Consider the following 17638-nt stretch of genomic DNA (forward strand, 5'->3'; position numbering starts at 1 on the left):
CGAAGGCGCGCGGGCAGCGGAATCCGCGGGAAGGGACGGCGGGTCCCGCCGCGGCCCGGCCCGGTCCGTCGGTGACCGCGGCGACGTCGCCGGCCACGGCCGGGACGTCCGTCCCGGACTCGCCGGACGGTGCCGGAGCCAACGGAGGGGGACGGCCGGGGCCCGTGCGGGGCTTGTCCGCGCCTCAGGGGGTGGTCCGCGGGGGGCGCCCCGCACCGGGCCCGCGGGGGAGGCGGGCGTGACCGGGGACAGGTACGAGCTGGCCGTCGTGGGGGCCGGGCCCGCGGGGATCGCGGCGGCGCTGGCGGCCGCGGACGCGGGCGTACGGGTCGCCCTGGTCGACGCCGCGCCCCAGGCGGGCGGGCAGTTCTACCGGCAGCCCGCGCCGGGACTCCGGGCGCGCAGGACCCGGGCCCTGCACCACGCGTGGCGCACCTGGCGGGGGCTGTACGGGCGACTGGAGGCCCACCTCGCCACGGGCCGCGTCACCCACCTGCCGCAGCGCCAGGTCTGGTGCATGGAGCCGGGGTTCACCCTCCACACGCTCGAGGCGGGCGCGATCCGGGCGGACGCGGTGGTCCTCGCGACCGGGGGCTACGAGAAGGTGCTGCCGTTCCCCGGCTGGACGCTGCCCGGGGTCGTCACGGCGGGCGGCGCGCAGGCCATGCTCAAGGGCGGCCTGGTGCTCCCCGGCCGTACGGTCGTCGTCGCCGGGACGGGGCCGCTGCTGCTGCCGGTCGCGGCGGGCCTCGCGGCGGCCGGGGCGCGCGTCGCGGCGCTCGCCGAGGCCGCCGACCCGCGTGACCTGCTGCGGCACGCCACCGCCGTACCCCTCGGCAAGGCCGTGGAGGGTGCCGCCTACGCCGTCCGGCTCGCCCGGCACGGGATCCGCGTGCGCTGGCGGCACACGGTCGTCGCCGCCCACGGCGAGGACCGCGTCGAGGCGGTCACCCTCGCCGGGCCCGACGGCACACGGTGCCGCGTCGCCTGCGATGCCCTCGCCGTCGGCCACGGGCTGTTGCCGCACACCGACCTGGCGGACTCCTTCGAGGTGGACGCGGAACAGCGCACCCCCACCCCCGGCGTCTGGGCCGCGGGCGAGGTGACCGGCGTCGGCGGCGCGGAGCTCGCCCTGGCCGAGGGGGAGATCGCCGGCCGTTCCGCCGCCGCCCGGCTGCGCGGCACCGAGCCCGACCCCGCCGCCTGGGTCGCGGCCGCCCGCCGCCGCGGGCGGCTGCGGAGGTTTGCCGCCGTGCTCGACGCCGTCTACCGGCTCCCCGGCGACTGGGCGGAGTCCACCGTCACCGACGACACCCTGCTGTGCCGCTGCGAGGAGGTGCCCGCCGCCGCCGTCCGCGAGGCCGTCCGCGACCTCGGCGCCGGCGACCTGCGCACCGTCAAGCTGCTGACCCGCGCCGGGATGGGCTGGTGCCAGGGCCGCGTCTGCGGCCCCGGTGTCGCCGCCATCGCCGGTTGCCCCTTCACCGACCCCGGGCGGTCCCTCGCCCGGCCCGTGCCGCTCGGCCTGCTGGCCGGCGGGGCAGAAGAAGAGGAAGAGAGGGAACGGCCATGAACACCACCCCCGACCGCCCGTGGCGCGGCGTGCTCGTCGCCACCGCCCTGCCGCTGCGCGCAGGTGACCTGTCCGTCGACCACGAGGCCTACGCGGCCCACTGCGCCTGGCTGGTGGCGAACGGCTGCGACGGCGTCGTGCCCAACGGCTCCCTCGGCGAGTACCAGGTCCTGACCCCCGCCGAGCGCGCGCGGGTCGTGGAGACGGCCGTCGCCGCGATCGGCGGCGAGCGCGTCGTACCGGGCGTCGCCGCGTACGGCTCGGGCGAGGCGCGCCACTGGGCCGAGCACGCCGCCGACGCCGGCTGCTCGGCCGTGATGCTGCTGCCGCCCAACGCCTACCGTGCGGACGAGCGTTCCGTGCACGCCCACTACGCCGAGGTCGCGCGGGCGGGGCTGCCGGTCGTCGCGTACAACAACCCCTACGACACCAAGGTCGACCTGACCCCGCGCCTGCTCGCGGAGCTGCACGGCGCGGGTCACATCCAGGCCGTGAAGGAGTTCAGCGGCGACGTGCGCCGCGCCTGGGAGCTGGCCGAGCTCGCCCCGGAACTCGACCTCGTGGTGGGCGCGGACGACGTCCTGCTCGAACTGGCCACCGCGGGCGCCAAGGGCTGGGTGGCGGGCTACCCCAACGCGCTGCCCCGCGCCTGCGGCGAGCTCTTCCGCGCCGCGGTCGCCGGGGACACCGCGACCGCGCTGCCGCTCTACCGGGCGCTGCACCCGCTGCTGCGCTGGGACTCCCGGACGGAGTTCGTCCAGGCCATCAAGGTGTCGATGGACCTCACCGGCCGGTACGGGGGCCCCTGCCGCCCGCCGCGCACGCCGCTGCTGCCGGAGCAGGAGAAGGAGGTCAGGGCCGCCACCGAGGCCGCGATCGCCGCCGGCCTCGCCTGACCGGGCTCCGGCCTCGCCTGACCGGGCTCCGGCCCCCCGACCCACGAGGAGGACACACCCCCATGCGCAGCAAACTCGTCCTGCACGCGGTGGACTCCCACACCGAGGGCATGCCCACCCGCGTCGTCACCGGCGGCATCGGCACCGTCCCTGGCGCCACCATGAACGAACGCCGCCTCCACTTCCGCGACCACCTCGACCACATACGGCACCTGCTGATGGACGAGCCGCGCGGCCACGCCGCGATGAGCGGGGCGATCCTGCAGCCGCCGACCCGTCCGGACGCCGACTACGGCGTGATCTACATCGAGGTCTCCGGCTACCTCCCGATGTGCGGGCACGGCACGATCGGCGTGGCGACCGTCCTCGTCGAGACCGGCATGGTGCCGGTGACCGAGCCCGTCACCACGGTCCGCCTCGACACCCCGGCGGGCCTGGTCGTCGCGGAGGTCGCCGTCGAGGGCGGTGCGGCGACCGCCGTGACCCTGCGCAACGTCCCCTCGTTCTGCGTCGCGCTGGACCGCAAGGCCGTCCTCGCCGACGGCCGCACGGTCACGTACGACCTCGCCTACGGCGGGAACTTCTACGCGATCCTGCCCCTGGACGCCTTCGGCCTGCCCTTCGACCGCTCCCGCAAGGACGACATCCTCGCCGCGGGCCTCGCGCTGATGGACGCGATCAACGCGGAGGACCCGCCCGTCCACCCGGAGGACCCCACCATCCGCGGCTGCAAGCACGTCCAGTTGCTGGCGCCCGGCTCCACGGCCGTCCGTTCACGGCACGCCATGGCCATCCACCCGGGCTGGTTCGACCGTTCACCCTGCGGCACCGGCACGAGCGCGCGCATGGCCCAGCTGCACGCCCGCGGCGAACTGCCCCTGCACCAGGACTTCGTGAACGAGTCCTTCATCGGCACGCACTTCACCGGCCGGCTCACCGGCACCGCCGAGGTGGCCGGTCTGCCCGCCGTGCTGCCGTCCGTCACGGGCCGCGCCTGGATCACCGGCACCGCCCAGTACCTGCTGGACCCGGCCGACCCGTTCCCCGCCGGATTCGTCCTCTAGCCGCCCGGGCACCGATACTGGGCGCATACATGCCACGTCGCCGAGGAGGAGCCACCGCATGGCAGCGCACGACGGGCCCGCCCTGCCCGCCCTCGGCGGGCAGCGCACCGGCAGTTACCGCGAACTCGTCGCGGACGCCCTGCGCGCGGCGCTGGTCGCGGGGGAGCTCCGCCCCGGCGAGGTGCACTCGGTGCCCGCGCTGGCGGCCCGCTTCGGCATCTCCGCCACGCCCGTCCGCGAGGCGCTGCTGGACCTGGCCAAGGAGGGGCTGCTCGACCCGGTGCCCAACAAGGGCTTCCGGGTGACCGCGGTGTCCGAGCGGCAGCTCGACGAGTACACCCACATCCGCTCGCTCATCGAGGTCCCGACCGTCACCGGCCTCGCCTCCACCGCCGACGCCACGGCGCTGGAGGCGCTGCGCCCGGCCGCCGAGGAGATCGTCACCGCCGCCGCGGCCGGCGACCTCATCGCCTACGTGGAGGCCGACCGCCGCTTCCACCTCGGGCTGCTCGCGCTCGCCGGCAACGAGCACCTGGTCGAGGTCGTCGGCGACCTGCGCAAGCGCTCCCGGCTGTACGGCCTCACGGCGCTCGCCGAGCGCGGCCTGCTGCGGGCCTCCGCCGAGGAGCACCTGGAGCTGCTGGACGCCCTTCTGGCCCGCGACGGCGCGACCGTACAGGCCGTCATAACCCGGCACCTCGGGCACGTCAGGGGCCTGTGGGCGCGATGACCGGCGCAGGCGCCGTGGGACCGGGACCGTTCTTCACCGTGCGCACCGGGCCGGGGGAGCCGCGGGCCGAGGGTTTCGTGCCGCTGGCGCAGGTGTACGCCGGGCGGCCGTCGCCCGACCTCACCGGCCGTGTGGCGGAGGTCGGGCGGCGCTTGCGCACCTCCGAGCGGCGCGTCGCCGCCTCGCTGGCCCACCAGGGGCTGGCCGCACGGCTGTGGTCCGTCGCACTCGGACCGGCGGCGCTCACCGGCCGCATGCCCGACCTGTCCGGCGGACGCCTGTGGTGGCACCCCGGCCGGTCCACGCCGGACGAGCTGTGGCTGCCGGACGACGCCCCGGACGTGCCCGCGGGGCGGCTGCGCGAGGACGTCCTCCACGGCCACCTCGTGCCCCTCTGCGCGGCCGTGCACGCGGTGTCGGGCGTCGCGCCCGGACTGCTGTGGGGCAACGCCGCCTCGGCCCTCGCCGGCACCCTGCGGGTGCTGCACTCCTGGTGCCTGGGGGAGGGCGCGCGCCCCGACGCGGCCGCCCGCGCCGTCGCGCTGACGGAGGAACTGACGGCGGACCCGCTGCTGCGCGACGCCGGCGACCTTCGGCTCACCGGGACCGGCGCGCCCGCCTACGCACGCCGCAGCTGCTGCCTGTACTACCGCGTGCCCGGCGGCGGGCTGTGCGGGGACTGCGTGCTGCGCTGAGGGCGGGAAGGGTGCCCTTCGTTCGGCCCCTCGACCAGGAACTATCTACGTGGGCAGAGAAGTTGATGATGTGAAAAGCTGTCGTCAGCGGTGCCGGGTCAGGGCCCGGACGGCCGCCGAGAGGAGCGCAGCGTGATGGAGAACGGCTTCCGCGCCGAGGAGATCGACACCGGCAGGCCGCACCCCGCGCGGATCTACGACTACCTGCTGGGCGGCAAGGACAACTACGAGGTGGACCGCACGGCCGCCGACGCGCTCGCCGCCGTCGCGCCCGAGGTGAGGATCGGCGTCCGCGCCAACCGGGCCTTCATGCGCCGGGCCGTCCGGCACGTGGTCGGCAGCGGCGTCCGCCAGGTCCTCGACATCGGCACCGGCCTGCCCACCTCCCCCAACGTGCACGAGATCGCCCAAGAGGTGGCGCCGGACGTCCGCATCGCGTACGTCGACAACGACCCGATCGTGAACACGCACGCCAACGCCCTGCTCAGCCGCTCGGGCGCCACCAGCGTCGTGCTCGCCGACCTGCGCGACCCGCGGGCCGTCCTGGAGCACCCCGACGTCCGCCGGGTCATCGACTTCGACGAACCCGTCGCCCTGCTCCTCGTCGCCGTCCTCCACTTCCTCACCGACGCGGAGAAGCCCGCGGAGATCGTCGCCACCCTGCGCGACGCGCTCCCGGCCGGCAGCTACGTGGTGCTCTCGCACGCCACCGGCGACTTCGCCGACCGCAGCGACGCCCAGGCGGTCTACAACGACGCCACCGCCACCTTGAACCTCCGCTCCCGCTCCGAGGTCGAGCGGTTCTTCGACGGTCTCCAGCTGGAGGACCCGGGCCTTGTCCAGGTCCCCTTCTGGCGCCCCGACGCCCCGGTCCCGCCCCGCTCCGCCGAGATCGGCTTCTACGGCGGCGTGGCCCGCCGCGGCTAGCGGGACCCCGCCCCTCAGGCGGGCCGGTCCAGACGCGCGGCGAGGACCCGGGCCCTGGCCTGCTGGACCGCCCCCGCCTGGGAGGCCGCGAAGCGCAGCAGGCCGGGGGGCGTGCGCAGGTGCAGGGTGTCGGTGACGAGGCTGCCGGCCCCGTCGCGGTCGATGGCGAAGCGGTAGCCCATGCGGACCCGCGCGGGGCTGCGCACCTCGCCGGAGATCTCGGCGGAGTGCGGCAGGCGGTCCGGGACGGCGACGAGCGTGACGTCGATGACGTTGTCGTGCCGCAGCAGGCCGAGGAAGCGGAACCGCTCCACGGCCGTGTAGCGCACGGTCCCGCCGCTGCGGCGCACGTTGCGGACGTCGACGAGGAGCGGCGACAGGCCGATGTAGTGCGACGGCTCCGCCAGGTGCGCGAAGACCTCCTCCGGCGGCGCGGCTATCCGGAAGGTGTGCTTCAGTTCGGCGGACGGCATCCCGGACCCCTCCTCGACACGGCGCGCGGCACCGTGATCCTCCCACCGCGCAGCCCCGTACGCGCCCCGTTCGGCACCCGGGAACGGGAAAGCCGTCAGCCGGCTCTGGGGTGGGAGGATCCTCCCGGAGGGGCGCGTAGGGACATGTTCGAACTGATGGCGTGGCTGGCCGAGCGCGGAGTCGCGACCGTGTTCAAGGCTCGTCAGCGGTGGACCGCTCGGCGAGGACTCGTTCTTCCGCGCGGACATGGCCACGGCGGATGCATGCCTTGACGCGGTGCTCGCTCACCTGGAGAGCACGGGAATGTCGCCGTTCGCATGACCAGGAAGAGGGTGTTCAAGGAAGGCTCGGCCGAAGGCAATTTTGGTCAGAGCACGGTCAGTTGACCGGTGCCTTATGAGCGCTTGGCCGGCCGGGACAACGTCGAAGCGATCCTGGAGGCCCTGCCTTTGCGTGCCCGCCGTGAGCTTCGGCAGATCGTCGCGCTGCTCGACGAGGAATTCGAGCGGCGGACGCACCTACCGACCCGACAGGCGTCGGTGCCACCAACCGGCCCCGAACCTCACCGGCGCCGTGGGATCCGGCACCGCCCGGCGCCGAACGCACGGGGCCGTCGACCGCGTCTTCCGGATGAGGAAGGACGCAGGCGACGGCCCCGGTACGGCCCCGGAGGGGATGCAGGTGCTGTGACCTGCGGCGTTCTTAGATGTCGAAGTAGAGCTCGAACTCGTGCGGGTGCGGGCGCAGCGCGATCGGCGCGATCTCGTTGGTCCGCTTGTAGTCGATCCAGGTCTCGATCAGGTCGGAGGTGAAGACCCCACCCTGGAGGAGGAACTCGTGGTCGGCCTCGAGGGACTCCAGGACCGCCGACAGCGAGGTCGGGACCTGCGGGACGCCCGCGTGCTCCTCGGGGGCGAGCTCGTACAGGTCCTTGTCGACGGGCTCGGCCGGCTCGATCTTGTTCTTGATGCCGTCGAGGCCGGCCAGCAGCAGCGCCGAGAAGGCCAGGTACGGGTTGCCGGAGGAGTCCGGGGCGCGGAACTCGATGCGCTTGGCCTTGGGGTTCGCACCCGTGATCGGGATGCGGATGGCCGCGGAGCGGTTGCGCTGCGAGTAGACCAGGTTGACCGGGGCCTCGAAGCCGGGGACCAGGCGGTGGTAGGAGTTCACCGTGGGGTTGGTGAAGGCCAGCAGCGCCGGGGCGTGCTTGAGGATGCCGCCGATGTAGTAGCGGGCGGTGTCGGACAGGCCCGCGTAGCCCTGCTCGTCGTAGAACAGCGGGGCGCCGTTGGTCCACAGCGACTGGTGGACGTGCATGCCGGAGCCGTTGTCACCGAAGATCGGCTTGGGCATGAAGGTCGCGGTCTTGCCGGCACGCCAGGCGACGTTCTTCACGATGTACTTGAAGAGCATCAGGTCGTCGGCCGCGGCGAGCAGCGTGTTGAACTTGTAGTTGATCTCGGCCTGGCCGGCGGTGCCCACCTCGTGGTGCTGGCGCTCGACCTGCAGGCCGGACTTGATCAGCTCCAGGGTGATCTCGGCGCGCAGGTCGGCGAAGTGGTCGACCGGCGGGACCGGGAAGTAGCCGCCCTTGTACTTGACCTTGTAGCCGCGGTTGTCCTGCTCCGCACCGCTGTTCCAGGCGCCGGCCTCGGAGTCGATGTGGTAGAAGGACTGGTTCGCGCTGGTCTCGAAGCGGGCGCTGTCGAAGACGTAGAACTCGGCCTCGGGGCCGAAGTACGCGGTGTCGGCGATGCCGGAGGAGGCGAGGTAGGCCTCGGCCTTCTTCGCCACGTTCCGCGGGTCACGGCTGTACTGCTCGCCGGTGATCGGGTCGTGGATGAAGAAGTTGACGTTGAGCGTGGAGTCCTTGCGGAACGGGTCCAGCTTGGCCGTGGACAGGTCCGCGATCAGCGCCATGTCGGACTCGTGGATGGCCTGGAAGCCGCGGATCGAGGAGCCGTCGAACATCAGCTGCTCGTCCGGGTCGAAGGACTCGACCGGGACCGTGAAGTGCTGCATCACACCGGGCAGGTCGCAGAACCGGACGTCCACGAACTTGACGTCGTTGTCCGAGATGAACTTCTTCACCTCGTCGGCGTTTTGGAACGACATCCAACTCCTCCTTGGCCCGGCCCGGGAGGCCGGATTGCAGCTCATGGGTGCGACCAGTGCGGTGGCGCACGTTGGTGCCGACCATAGAGATCGGGCATTTCCCTCTCGTGACCCATTTGTTTCTTGCAGGTTAACCGAGCCGCCGCACGGGTGCCGGGTCGGACGCGGGCGCCCCGGGGCGGGGGGTTACCGTGGAGCCGTGGACAACAGGGATGTCATCGGATCGTGGATCGAGGGCCCGAAGGCCGCCGCGGAGCGGATGGGCGTCGACTTCGGCTACCGCGGGCAGCGCCTCGGGCTGCCCGAGGAGGGCCCCGGCTCGATCGCCCCGGTCGGGCGGCGCATCGGGGCCCTCTTCATCGACTGGGGCCTGTGCGCGGTGATCGCATACGGGCTGATCGCGCACCGTGACGCGGCCGCGGCCAATCCGTGGACCACGGTGGTCTTCGGCCTCATGAGCGTGCTGCTGCTGGGCACCATCGGCACCACCCCGGGCAAGCGCCTGCTGCGGCTGCGCGTGGTCCGGCAGGACGGCGGGCGGCTGGGCATGGGCGCCGCGGCGCTGCGGACGCTGCTGCTCCTGCTGGTCATCCCGGCGGTGGTCTGGGACCGCGACACCCGCGGCATGCACGACCGGGCCGTGAAGGCGGTCCAGATCCGGATGTGACCGCGGCTGCGGATGTGACCGCGGCGCACACCACGCGAAGTGCCCCGGACGAATCGATTCGTCCGGGGCACTCCGCGTTCCGTTTCGTATGCGATCAGCGGCCCTTCGGCATCCGCATCCCCTTGGGGAGCGGGCCCTTCGGCACCGGCATGTTGCTCATCAGGTCGCCCAGTGCCCGCAGCCGGTCGTTGACCTCGGTGACCTTGGGGCCGGGCAGGACCCGCGGCAGCTTCAGCAGGGTGGTGCGGATCTTCTTCAGCGGCACCTGGCCCTCGTCGTTGCCCACGACGAAGTCGGTGACCGGGACGTCGACGACGATGCGCGCCATCTTCTTCTTCTCGGAGGCCAGCAGGCCCTTCACCCGGTTCGGGTTGCCCTCGCCGACCAGGACGATGCCGGCCTTGCCGACCGCGCGGTGCACGACGTCCTGGCTACGTGTCATCGCCACCGCGGGCGTCACCGACCAGCCGCGGCCGACGTTGTCCAGCACCGCCGCCGCTGCGCCGGGCTGTCCGTCGAGCTGGCCGAACGCGGCCTTCTCGGCACGCCGCCCGAAGATGACCGCCATCGCCAGCAGGGCCAGCAGGAAGCCCAGGATGCCCGCGTAGATCTCGTGACCGATCAAGAAGCCGATGGCGAGGATGACACCGAAGGTGACGATTCCCACAGCCGCAAGGACGAGACCGACCTTGGAGTCGACCCGCCTGGTCATCTTGTAGGTCTGGGCGATCTGCTTGAGGCGCCCAGGGTTGCTCTCGGATGTTTCCCTCGCCATGCCGCACAGGATACGTGGCCCGCGCGTCCCGGGCCCCACCGGAGGGGGTCCGGTTTTCGCCCGGAGGCTCTGCCGGGGTCTAGAGGACGTCGCCGCGCGGGGCGCGCGAGGAGACCAGGGCGTCCATCACGTGCTGGGCGTCGCGGCGGTCCTTGGCGCGCTTGCGGTCCTCCAGGACGGCGGACCAGGCGTTGCGGCGGGCCGTCTCCTCCGCGCCGCGGAACAGGAAGTACTCCACGGCGCGCAGCGCGCCGGCGGCGGCGCCGGGGATGGTGGTGCTCTGGCGGTGGAGGTGTGCGGCCTCGGCCTGCATGGTGGTGTCCCCCTCAGGACGGCTCAGACGCGGGTGGATGTTCCGCTCATCCAGAGTCACCACATTGTGTTACCAGTCCGTGACCGGTCGGTCAAACCGTCGTGAAACCCCGGCGGTGGCTTTGCGCCGTCCTCCGCGGACGTACGGCACGTCAGGGACGCGTCAGGGGCCCCCGGGGGAGCCCCTGACGTGACGAACCGCACGTTCCGGCGGTGATCCGGAGGTCACCGCAGCGTGATCAGACCGCCTGTGCGGCGACGACCTCGCCGCGCTCGCCGCGGCGCTCGACGGCCTGCTGGAAGAGCCGGCCGGCCCGGTACGAGGAGCGCACGAGCGGGCCCGACATGACACCGGCGAAGCCGATCTCCTCGGCCTCCTCCTTCAGCTCCACGAACTCCTGGGGCTTCACCCAGCGCTCCACCGGGTGGTGCCGCAGGCTCGGACGCAGGTACTGGGTGATGGTGATCAGCTCGCAGCCCGCGTCGTGCAGGTCCTGCAGCGCCTGGCTGACCTCGGCGCGCTCCTCGCCCATGCCGAGGATGAGGTTGGACTTGGTCACCAGGCCCGCCTCGCGCGCCTTGGTGATGACCTCCAGCGACCGCTCGTAGCGGAAGCCGGGGCGGATGCGCTTGAAGATCCGCGGCACGGTCTCCACGTTGTGGGCCAGCACCTCGGGGCGGGCGCCGAAGACCTCGGCGAGCTGCTCGGGCACCGCGTTGAAGTCGGGGATCAGCAGCTCGACCTTGGTGCGGCCGTCGGCCCGCTTGGCGGTCATGGCGTGGATCTGCCGCACGGTCTCGGCGTACAGCCAGGCGCCGCCGTCCTCCAGGTCGTCGCGGGCGACGCCGGTGATCGTGGCGTAGTTCAGGTCCATGGTGACGACGGACTCGCCGACGCGGCGCGGCTCGTCACGGTCGAGGGCCTGCGGCTTGCCGGTGTCGATCTGGCAGAAGTCGCAGCGCCGGGTGCACTGGTCGCCGCCGATGAGGAAGGTGGCCTCGCGGTCCTCCCAGCACTCGAAGATGTTGGGGCAGCCCGCCTCCTGGCACACCGTGTGCAGACCTTCGCGCTTCACCAGGCCGTGCAGCTCGGTGTACGCGGGACCCATCTTGGCCCGGGTCTTGATCCACTCGGGCTTGCGCTCGATGGGGGTCTGGCTGTTGCGGACCTCCAGACGCAGCATCTTGCGGCCTTCAGGTGCGACAGCGGACACGTCCGACTCCCTCTCGCGGCTTCATTTCCTTGGTGAACATCAGCGTACGCCTGTGGATTCCTGGACGGCCCGGGGGAGCGGCTCGGCCGACTCCAGGACCAGCCGCAGGTGCTTCTCGACCACCGGGAGGACCTCGGCGACGGCGACCTCGCGACCCAGCTCGTTGCTGAGCGAGGCCACCCCGGCGTCCCGGATGCCGCACGGCACGATCCGGTCGAACCAGGTGTTGTCGGGGTTGCAGTTGATCGCGAAGCCGTGCATCGTCACGCCCTTCGCGACGCGGATGCCGATGGCGGCGAGCTTGCGGTCCTCGCGGCGCTGGCCGGCGTTGGACGGGGCGTACTCGGGGCCCGAGAGGCGGGGGTCGAACTCGTCGTCCTGCAGCCGGGGGTCGAAGTCCAGGGTCAGCCCCGGGATCACCGGCGGCCGGTCCTCGATCGGGTCGCCCAGCACCCACACGCCGCTGCGGCCCTCCACCCGGGTGGTCTCCAGGCCGAACTCGGCGCACGCGTTGATCAGCGCGTCCTCCAGGCGGCGCACGTGCGCGACCACGTCCACCGGGCGCGGCAGCTTCAGGATGGGGTAGCCGACCAGCTGGCCCGGCCCGTGCCAGGTGATCTTGCCGCCGCGGTCGACGTCCACCACGGGGGTGCCGTCCAGCGGACGCTCGCTGTCCTCGGTGCGGCGGCCCGCGGTGTAGACGGGCGGGTGCTCCAGCAGCAGGCACGTGTCGGGGATCTCGTCGGCGAAGCGCGCGGCGTGCACGCGCCGCTGCTCCTCCCACGCCTCCAGGTACTCCACCGCGTCCTCGCCGAAGCCCAGGTGGACGAAGCGCAGGTCACTCACGGCCGCTCCCTTTGTGGTCCTTTGCGGCGCCCCTCCACGAGTCAAGAGCGCCCCAGCAACTGTACGTCCGGTCAGGTGGTGTCCCGCACGGGGCCGGGGGCTTAGCACCCGACGAAGGGCAAAGGAAGCGTTCTGCCGATATGTGGGTGCAGATTCACCCGATACAGCGAATGCGAGGCGCTCGGGTGGTGAGTGAGTCGATACAGAACGTTACATTCGCGCCGTTCTGCGGATGGCTCCGGGGGCCGCGGGCGGTGAACACCGCTCCGGACGCCCGCGGCGCCGCGCACCCGCGCAGCCGGACACCCGCAACTCCGCAACTCGCACGCCCGCACGCCCGGAAGGCAGGGGACCGCACCACTGATGTCCGACCGTTCCTCGCAGCGCCCCCCGAACCGTCAACTGGCCGCCCTGATCGCCGAAGCCGGGTTCTCCAACGCCGGGCTCGCCCGTCGGGTGGACCAGCTCGGCATCGAGCACGGTCTGGATCTGCGGTACGACAAGACCTCCGTCACCCGGTGGCTGCGCGGCCAGCAGCCCCGGGGCACGACGCCCGCACTCATCGCCGAGGTCTTCACCCGGCGGCTCGGCCGGCGGCTGTCCGCCCACGACCTCGGCCTCGACGCCGTCGCCCCGGTCTACGCGGGACTGGAGTACGCCTCCTCCCCGGAGGAGGCCGTGGAGATCATCTCCGGGCTGTGGCGGAAGGACACCGGGAACCAGGCCGACCTCCGCAAGATCGCGTTCACCCCCGCGGGACTGGTCGTCCCCAGCCGTGACTGGCTGATCGGCAGGGCGGACGACCGGGTGGGGCGCGGCCCCGAGCCGGGCACCGGCCCCTCCGGTCCAGGTCCCGGCCACGGCGGCGGTCCGGGGGCGGCGCGGCTGCCGGCCCAGCGCGCGGGGGGCGGGTCACGCGGGGCGCCCGCACCGGTCGTGGTCGCCGCGCCCGCGGTCTTCGGGGGCACCGGTCAGCGGGTCGGCGTGGGGGACATCGCCGCCCTGCGCTCCGTCGGTGAGCTCTTCCGCACCCTCGACAACGCCTACGGCGGCGGCCACGCGCGGCAGGCCCTCGTCCGTTACCTGGAGCACGAGGCCGAACCCATGCTGCGCGGCACCTACGGGGAGACCATGGGGCGCCGCCTGTTCGCGGCGGTCGCCGACCTCACCCGGCTCGCGGGGTGGACCTCGTACGACATCGGCGCGCACGGGCTCGCCCAGCGGTACTTCGTGCAGGCGCTACGGCTCGCGCAGGCCGCCGGGGACCGGGTCTACGGGGGGTACGTCCTCGTCACGATGAGCCGCCAAGCGGTCTACCTCGGGCACGGCCGCGAGGCCGTCCAGCTGGCGCGGGTCGCCCAGCAGGGCGCCGCCGGCGGTGCCCCACCGGTCGTACAGGCGCTCTTCCACGCCGCCGAGGCACGCGGTCACGGACTGCTCGGCGAGGTCCGCGCCTGCACGGCGGCACTGGTGCGGGCCGAACGCGCCCTGGAGGCGGTCAGGAACGGCGACGACGTCCCGTCCTGGGCGCGCTTCTTCGACGAGGCCCAGCTCGCGGACGAGTTCGGCCACTGCCACCGCGACCTCGGCCAGTACCGCGCGGCCTCGCAGCATGCCGAACGCTCGCTGCAACTGCGCGGCCACGCGTACGCGCGCAGCCGCGTCTTCTGCCGCACGGTGCTGGCCGCCGCGCGCCTCGGCCTCGGCGAGGTCGACGCCGCCTGCGCCCTCGGCGCGGAGGCCATGCAGGCCGCGGTCGAGATGCGCTCGCTCCGTGCCGTCGAGTACGTCCGCGACTTCAGCCGCCGCCTCGAAACCCACCGCGACGCCGCCCCCGTCCGCGCCTTCCACGACCGCGCCGCCGCGCTGGGCGTCCCGGCGGGGTGACACCGGTCGGCGGCGCGGGGGGGTGCCGCCGTCGAGGTCCGGCCCTGACGGGTTCCCGCCCCGGCGCGGTTCGCAGGGTTCCGCCGTGGTGCCGCGCCGGCGCGTGGGGTACAGGCTCCGGCGGTCGCAGGGGGTCCTGTACCGGCCCGGTGCGGTCCGTGGACCAGCGGGGGGAGCCCGCTGGCCTCAGGTGCCCCGGCCCAGGCTGCCGGGTGCACCGGACGGCGCCGCGGCCGGAGGGCGGCGCGCCCATGGGGCCGGAGAGCCGGGGGCCGGCGGGCGCCACTGAGCCGCGCCGGGTGTCTCGTGTGGAGAGGGAGCCCCGGGGGTGCCGGGCCGCCGATCCGGCAGGTACGCGACGGTGGCGAGAGGGACCGCGCCGGTGCGCGGCCGCCGCTCTGCCGCCTCGGCGCTCCACCGCGACTCCGCCCCGTCCGCGCGTCCACGACCGGCGGTGTGCCCGCGACCCTGACGGGCCGGCGTCAGGGCAGGCCGCGCACGTCGGACCGGCTTCGGGCGGCGCAGGGCATGCCGCCCGTTCGGCGCCCGGCTGAGGCCGCGCAGCGCGTCCCATCAGACCGCGCGGTCCGACCCACGCCCTCCCCCGGGTGGCGGTCAGGCGGCCAGGGGTTCGGCGGGGGGCGCCGGGGGGAGGCCGACGTCGCGGAGGAGGCGCTGGGCCGCGCGGCGGCCGGAGAGCAGGGCGCCCTGGACGGTGCTGGTGTCCCGGTGGTCGCCGCAGACGTAGAGGCCCTGCAGGATCCGCACCGGGCGGCGCAGGTCGTGCGGGGCCGTCATCGCGGGGAGCGCCTCGGCGTCGTGGTGGACGGCGAGCAGCTCCCACGCCGCCGTGGACGTGCCGTAGAGCTCCGCGAGGTGGGTCCGGACGGCGATGTCGTCCGGGACGGGGGCGGCGGCGCGGCCGAGCAGTACGGAGGTGACCAGGGCGCGGCCCACGGGGGCGCGGGAGGGGTCGACGAGGCTGGCCGGAAACGTGTGGGAGACCGGCCCGCGCCGGTCCGCGTCGAGGACGAGCGCGGGCTGCTTCAGCGGTGCCGCGGGCGCGGCGTGGTGCAGGACGGTGACGCCGTGGAAGGCGGGGACCCGCAGCCCCGGCAGCAGTCCGGCCGCCGCGCGGGCCCCGGTGGCGACGACCACGGCCCGGCACGGGATCTCGTCCCCGCCCGCGGTGCGGACGCCGTTGGTGGCCGCGGCGACCGCCCGCACCCCGGTGCGGACCGTCCCGGGCGGCAGCGCGGCCACCAGGGCCTGCGGCACCGTCACGGCGCCGCCCGCCGGCAGGCACGTACGGCCGAGCGCGAAGCCGCGCAGGACCAGGTCGGCGACCCGGCTGGACGTCGTGAGGTCCGGGTCGCAGAGCAGCGCGGACAGCAGCGGCCGCAGGTACCCGTCGACCGTGCGGGGTGCGAAGCCGCGCGAGGCGAGGGCGGCGGCGGCCGTGGTCTCGGGACGGTCCAGGAGGCGCTCGACGGGGGCGTCGGCCAGGCGGTTGAGGGCCGCCCGCAGCCGGGCCTTGTCCAGCGGCGAGCCGATGGGCGCCCGCGCGGCGGCGAGTGCGCCGCGCGGGTCGCCGACGCGGTAGCCGCGGCCGGCGGCCCGTACCAGGACGCCGGGGGAGAGCGGCCGCAGCTGCAGGCCCCGCAGGACCGCGGTGCGGCGCAGCTCCGGGTAGGAGGTGCTGAGCAGTTGTGGACCCCTGTCGAGGAGGAAGCCGTCGACCTTCTCGGTCGCCATGCGGCCACCGACCCGGTCCTCGGCCTCCAGCACGGTGACGGTGAGCCCCGCACCGGTGAGGTGATGTGCCGCGGAGAGCCCGGCGAGGCCGGCTCCGATCACGCACACGTCCGTAGGTGAACCCGTAGAGCGTGCTGTAGAGAGCACGATGCCCCTCCCCGAGGTCGGCACGTTTCCCCGCTCGCGTCAGCTGGCGCTGGAACCGTCATGCCCACTCACGCGCCAACTGATGCCGGAAAATGGCTGTGGGTGGCATTCAGTGCCTTTCTTCGGCCAGTGCGGCGCGGATCGCCTCGTCGATCCCGGGGTGGGTGTGGGTGAACCCGGAGTCGAGCAGCACCCGCGGCACCGCACGGGTGCTGCCGAGGATCTCGGTGGCGAACTCCCCGACGACCGTGCGCAGTACGGGTCCGGGGACCGCGAACACCGTGGGCCGGCCCAGCACCCGTCCCATCGCCCGGGTCACCTCGGCGTTGGTCAGCGCTTCGGGCGCGCACAGGTTGACCGGCCCGGAGACGGACCCGGTGTCGACGATGTGGCGCAGCGCCGCGATCTGGTCGTGCAGGGAGATGAAGCTCCAGTACTGGCGGCCGTCGCCGAGCCGGCCGCCCAGGCCCGCCTTGAAGAGCGGGAAGAGCCGGCCCCACGCCCCGCCCCTGCCGGAGACGACCAGACCGGTGCGGGCGAACGCCGTGCGGACGCCGGCGTCGCGGGCCGGGCCGGCGGCGGCCTCCCAGTCGCGGCAGACGGAGGGGAGGAAACCGGTGCCCAGCGGGGCGCCCTCGTCGACGCGGCGGTCGCCGGTGTCGCCGTACGCGGTGATGCCGGAGCCGCTGACGAGCACCCGCGGTGGGGTGTCCAGGGAGGCGAGGGCCCGCGCGAGGGTGTCGGTGCCCCGCACGCGGCTTTCGCGGATGGTCCGCTTGTAGTCGTCCGTCCAGCGGTGGTCGCCGACCCCGGCGCCGGCGAGGTGGACGACGGCCTCCACGCCCGCGAGTCCCGCGGTGTCGATCGTGCCTTCCCATGGGTCCCAGCGCACTTCGTCCGGCCCGGACGGCTCGCGCCTGACGAGGCGTACGACCTCGTGCCGGTCGGAGCGCAGGGAGCGGACCAGGGCGGAGCCGATGAGGCCGGACGAACCGGTGATGGCGATGCGCATGGGGACATCGTCGCGCGGAACGGCCCCCGTGGTGTGGGAAGGTGACCCGCATGTCCGACCTCCGCGTGCGCCCGGCCCAGCTCTCCGACGACCCCGCGCTCGTCCGTCTGGAGCGGGCGACCTGGTCGACCCTGCACGCGGTGCGGCCGCCCCGGGAGGAGAACGAGGACTTCTTCAGCGAGCGCTGGGGCCCGGACGCGTTCCTGGTGGCGGAGGCCGACGGCCGCGTCGCCGGCTTCGTCGGGGTGGCGCCGCCGACGCCGCTGGCCTCCAACGCCCACGTGCGCCAGATCCAGGGCCTGGCGGTCGACACCTGGGCGCGGGGCCGCGGGGTGGGGCTGGAACTCGTCCTGGCGGCCGTGGCGGAGGCCCGCCGGCAGGGCGCGGTGCGCGTCACGCTGCGGGTGCTGGGCCACAACACCCCGGCCCGGCGGCTGTACGAGGCGGCCGGGTTCACCGTGGAGGGCGTCCTGCGGGGGGAGTTCCTGCTGGACGGCGTCTACGTGGACGACGTGTGCATGGGGCGCCGGGTCTGACGGGTCACCCGGT

General features: G+C 73.9%; 17 protein-coding genes. 9 read left to right on the top strand and 8 right to left on the bottom strand.

All coding sequences use genetic code 11. The features are described 5' to 3' along the window. Positions 1 to 238 precede the first annotated feature (238 nt). From ABZ312_RS14930 to ABZ312_RS14955, 6 genes are all read left to right on the top strand, one after another. Positions 239 to 1573 carry an FAD-dependent oxidoreductase gene (locus ABZ312_RS14930; protein WP_500437792.1) on the top strand — a complete coding sequence of 445 codons (1335 nt, stop codon included), beginning with the start codon at positions 239 to 241 and terminating at the stop codon, positions 1571 to 1573. Next, a complete protein-coding gene (locus ABZ312_RS14935) occupies positions 1570 to 2469 on the top strand; it encodes a dihydrodipicolinate synthase family protein (protein WP_500322326.1) in 900 nt (299 codons plus the stop codon). The genes ABZ312_RS14930 and ABZ312_RS14935 overlap by 4 nt, the downstream gene beginning before the upstream one ends. A gap of 62 nt (positions 2470 to 2531) precedes the next feature. Continuing rightward, positions 2532 to 3533 (top strand): proline racemase family protein, encoded by a 1002-nt coding sequence (locus ABZ312_RS14940; RefSeq protein ID WP_500437794.1) that lies wholly within the window; start codon positions 2532 to 2534, stop codon positions 3531 to 3533. 58 nt (positions 3534 to 3591) lie between these two features. Continuing rightward, on the top strand, positions 3592 to 4263 hold the full coding sequence (locus ABZ312_RS14945) for a GntR family transcriptional regulator (RefSeq protein ID WP_500437796.1): 672 nt from the start codon (positions 3592 to 3594) through the stop codon (positions 4261 to 4263). Continuing rightward, positions 4260 to 4958: a (2Fe-2S)-binding protein gene (locus ABZ312_RS14950; protein WP_500437798.1), complete on the top strand. Its 699-nt coding sequence runs from the start codon at positions 4260 to 4262 to the stop codon at positions 4956 to 4958. Before ABZ312_RS14945 ends, ABZ312_RS14950 begins: the two co-directional genes overlap by 4 nt. Before the next feature lie 135 nt (positions 4959 to 5093). Continuing rightward, a complete protein-coding gene (locus tag ABZ312_RS14955; protein ID WP_500437822.1) occupies positions 5094 to 5885 on the top strand; it encodes an SAM-dependent methyltransferase in 792 nt (263 codons plus the stop codon). 14 nt (positions 5886 to 5899) lie between these two features. On the opposite strand, the gene ABZ312_RS14960 is transcribed toward ABZ312_RS14955, so the two are convergent. Then, positions 5900 to 6358 carry an SRPBCC family protein gene (locus tag ABZ312_RS14960; RefSeq protein WP_500437800.1) on the bottom strand — a complete coding sequence of 153 codons (459 nt, stop codon included), beginning with the start codon at positions 6356 to 6358 and terminating at the stop codon, positions 5900 to 5902. 703 nt (positions 6359 to 7061) lie between these two features. Further along, the gene (gene glnA / locus ABZ312_RS14965; RefSeq protein ID WP_499511463.1) at positions 7062 to 8474 is read right to left on the bottom strand and encodes a type I glutamate--ammonia ligase; all 1413 of its coding nucleotides are present in this window, start codon (positions 8472 to 8474) and stop codon (positions 7062 to 7064) included. A gap of 199 nt (positions 8475 to 8673) precedes the next feature. On the opposite strand from glnA, the gene ABZ312_RS14970 reads away from it, so the two are divergent. After that, complete coding sequence (locus ABZ312_RS14970) at positions 8674 to 9141, top strand: RDD family protein (RefSeq protein ID WP_500322333.1); 468 nt, start codon at positions 8674 to 8676, stop codon at positions 9139 to 9141. A gap of 94 nt (positions 9142 to 9235) precedes the next feature. On the opposite strand, the gene ABZ312_RS14975 is transcribed toward ABZ312_RS14970, so the two are convergent. From ABZ312_RS14975 to lipB, 4 genes are all read right to left on the bottom strand, one after another. Continuing rightward, positions 9236 to 9916 carry a DUF4191 domain-containing protein gene (locus ABZ312_RS14975; protein WP_500322334.1) on the bottom strand — a complete coding sequence of 227 codons (681 nt, stop codon included), beginning with the start codon at positions 9914 to 9916 and terminating at the stop codon, positions 9236 to 9238. A gap of 79 nt (positions 9917 to 9995) precedes the next feature. Then, a complete protein-coding gene (locus tag ABZ312_RS14980; RefSeq protein ID WP_499516811.1) occupies positions 9996 to 10229 on the bottom strand; it encodes an SCO2195 family GlnR-regulated protein in 234 nt (77 codons plus the stop codon). A 238-nt stretch (positions 10230 to 10467) separates the two neighbouring features. Then, positions 10468 to 11442 (bottom strand): lipoyl synthase, encoded by a 975-nt coding sequence (gene lipA, locus ABZ312_RS14985; protein WP_500437802.1) that lies wholly within the window; start codon positions 11440 to 11442, stop codon positions 10468 to 10470. Positions 11443 to 11481: 39 nt separating this feature from the next. After that, positions 11482 to 12288: a lipoyl(octanoyl) transferase LipB gene (gene lipB / locus ABZ312_RS14990; protein WP_500437804.1), complete on the bottom strand. Its 807-nt coding sequence runs from the start codon at positions 12286 to 12288 to the stop codon at positions 11482 to 11484. A 363-nt stretch (positions 12289 to 12651) separates the two neighbouring features. On the opposite strand from lipB, the gene ABZ312_RS14995 reads away from it, so the two are divergent. Further along, positions 12652 to 14175 (top strand): NsdA family TPR-like regulatory protein, encoded by a 1524-nt coding sequence (locus ABZ312_RS14995; RefSeq protein WP_500322338.1) that lies wholly within the window; start codon positions 12652 to 12654, stop codon positions 14173 to 14175. A 615-nt stretch (positions 14176 to 14790) separates the two neighbouring features. On the opposite strand, the gene ABZ312_RS15000 is transcribed toward ABZ312_RS14995, so the two are convergent. Both ABZ312_RS15000 and ABZ312_RS15005 read right to left on the bottom strand, forming a co-directional pair. Then, positions 14791 to 16032 carry an NAD(P)/FAD-dependent oxidoreductase gene (locus tag ABZ312_RS15000; protein WP_500360082.1) on the bottom strand — a complete coding sequence of 414 codons (1242 nt, stop codon included), beginning with the start codon at positions 16030 to 16032 and terminating at the stop codon, positions 14791 to 14793. A 154-nt stretch (positions 16033 to 16186) separates the two neighbouring features. Continuing rightward, on the bottom strand, positions 16187 to 17089 hold the full coding sequence (locus ABZ312_RS15005; protein WP_500322341.1) for a TIGR01777 family oxidoreductase: 903 nt from the start codon (positions 17087 to 17089) through the stop codon (positions 16187 to 16189). Between the two features lie 50 nt (positions 17090 to 17139). On the opposite strand from ABZ312_RS15005, the gene ABZ312_RS15010 reads away from it, so the two are divergent. Further along, positions 17140 to 17625 carry a GNAT family N-acetyltransferase gene (locus ABZ312_RS15010; RefSeq protein WP_500322342.1) on the top strand — a complete coding sequence of 162 codons (486 nt, stop codon included), beginning with the start codon at positions 17140 to 17142 and terminating at the stop codon, positions 17623 to 17625. The last annotated feature ends 13 nt before the right edge of the window (positions 17626 to 17638 follow it).

Source organism: Streptomyces sp. NPDC006207 (assembly GCF_040613835.1).
Classification (GTDB): Bacteria; Actinomycetota; Actinomycetes; order Streptomycetales; family Streptomycetaceae; genus Actinacidiphila.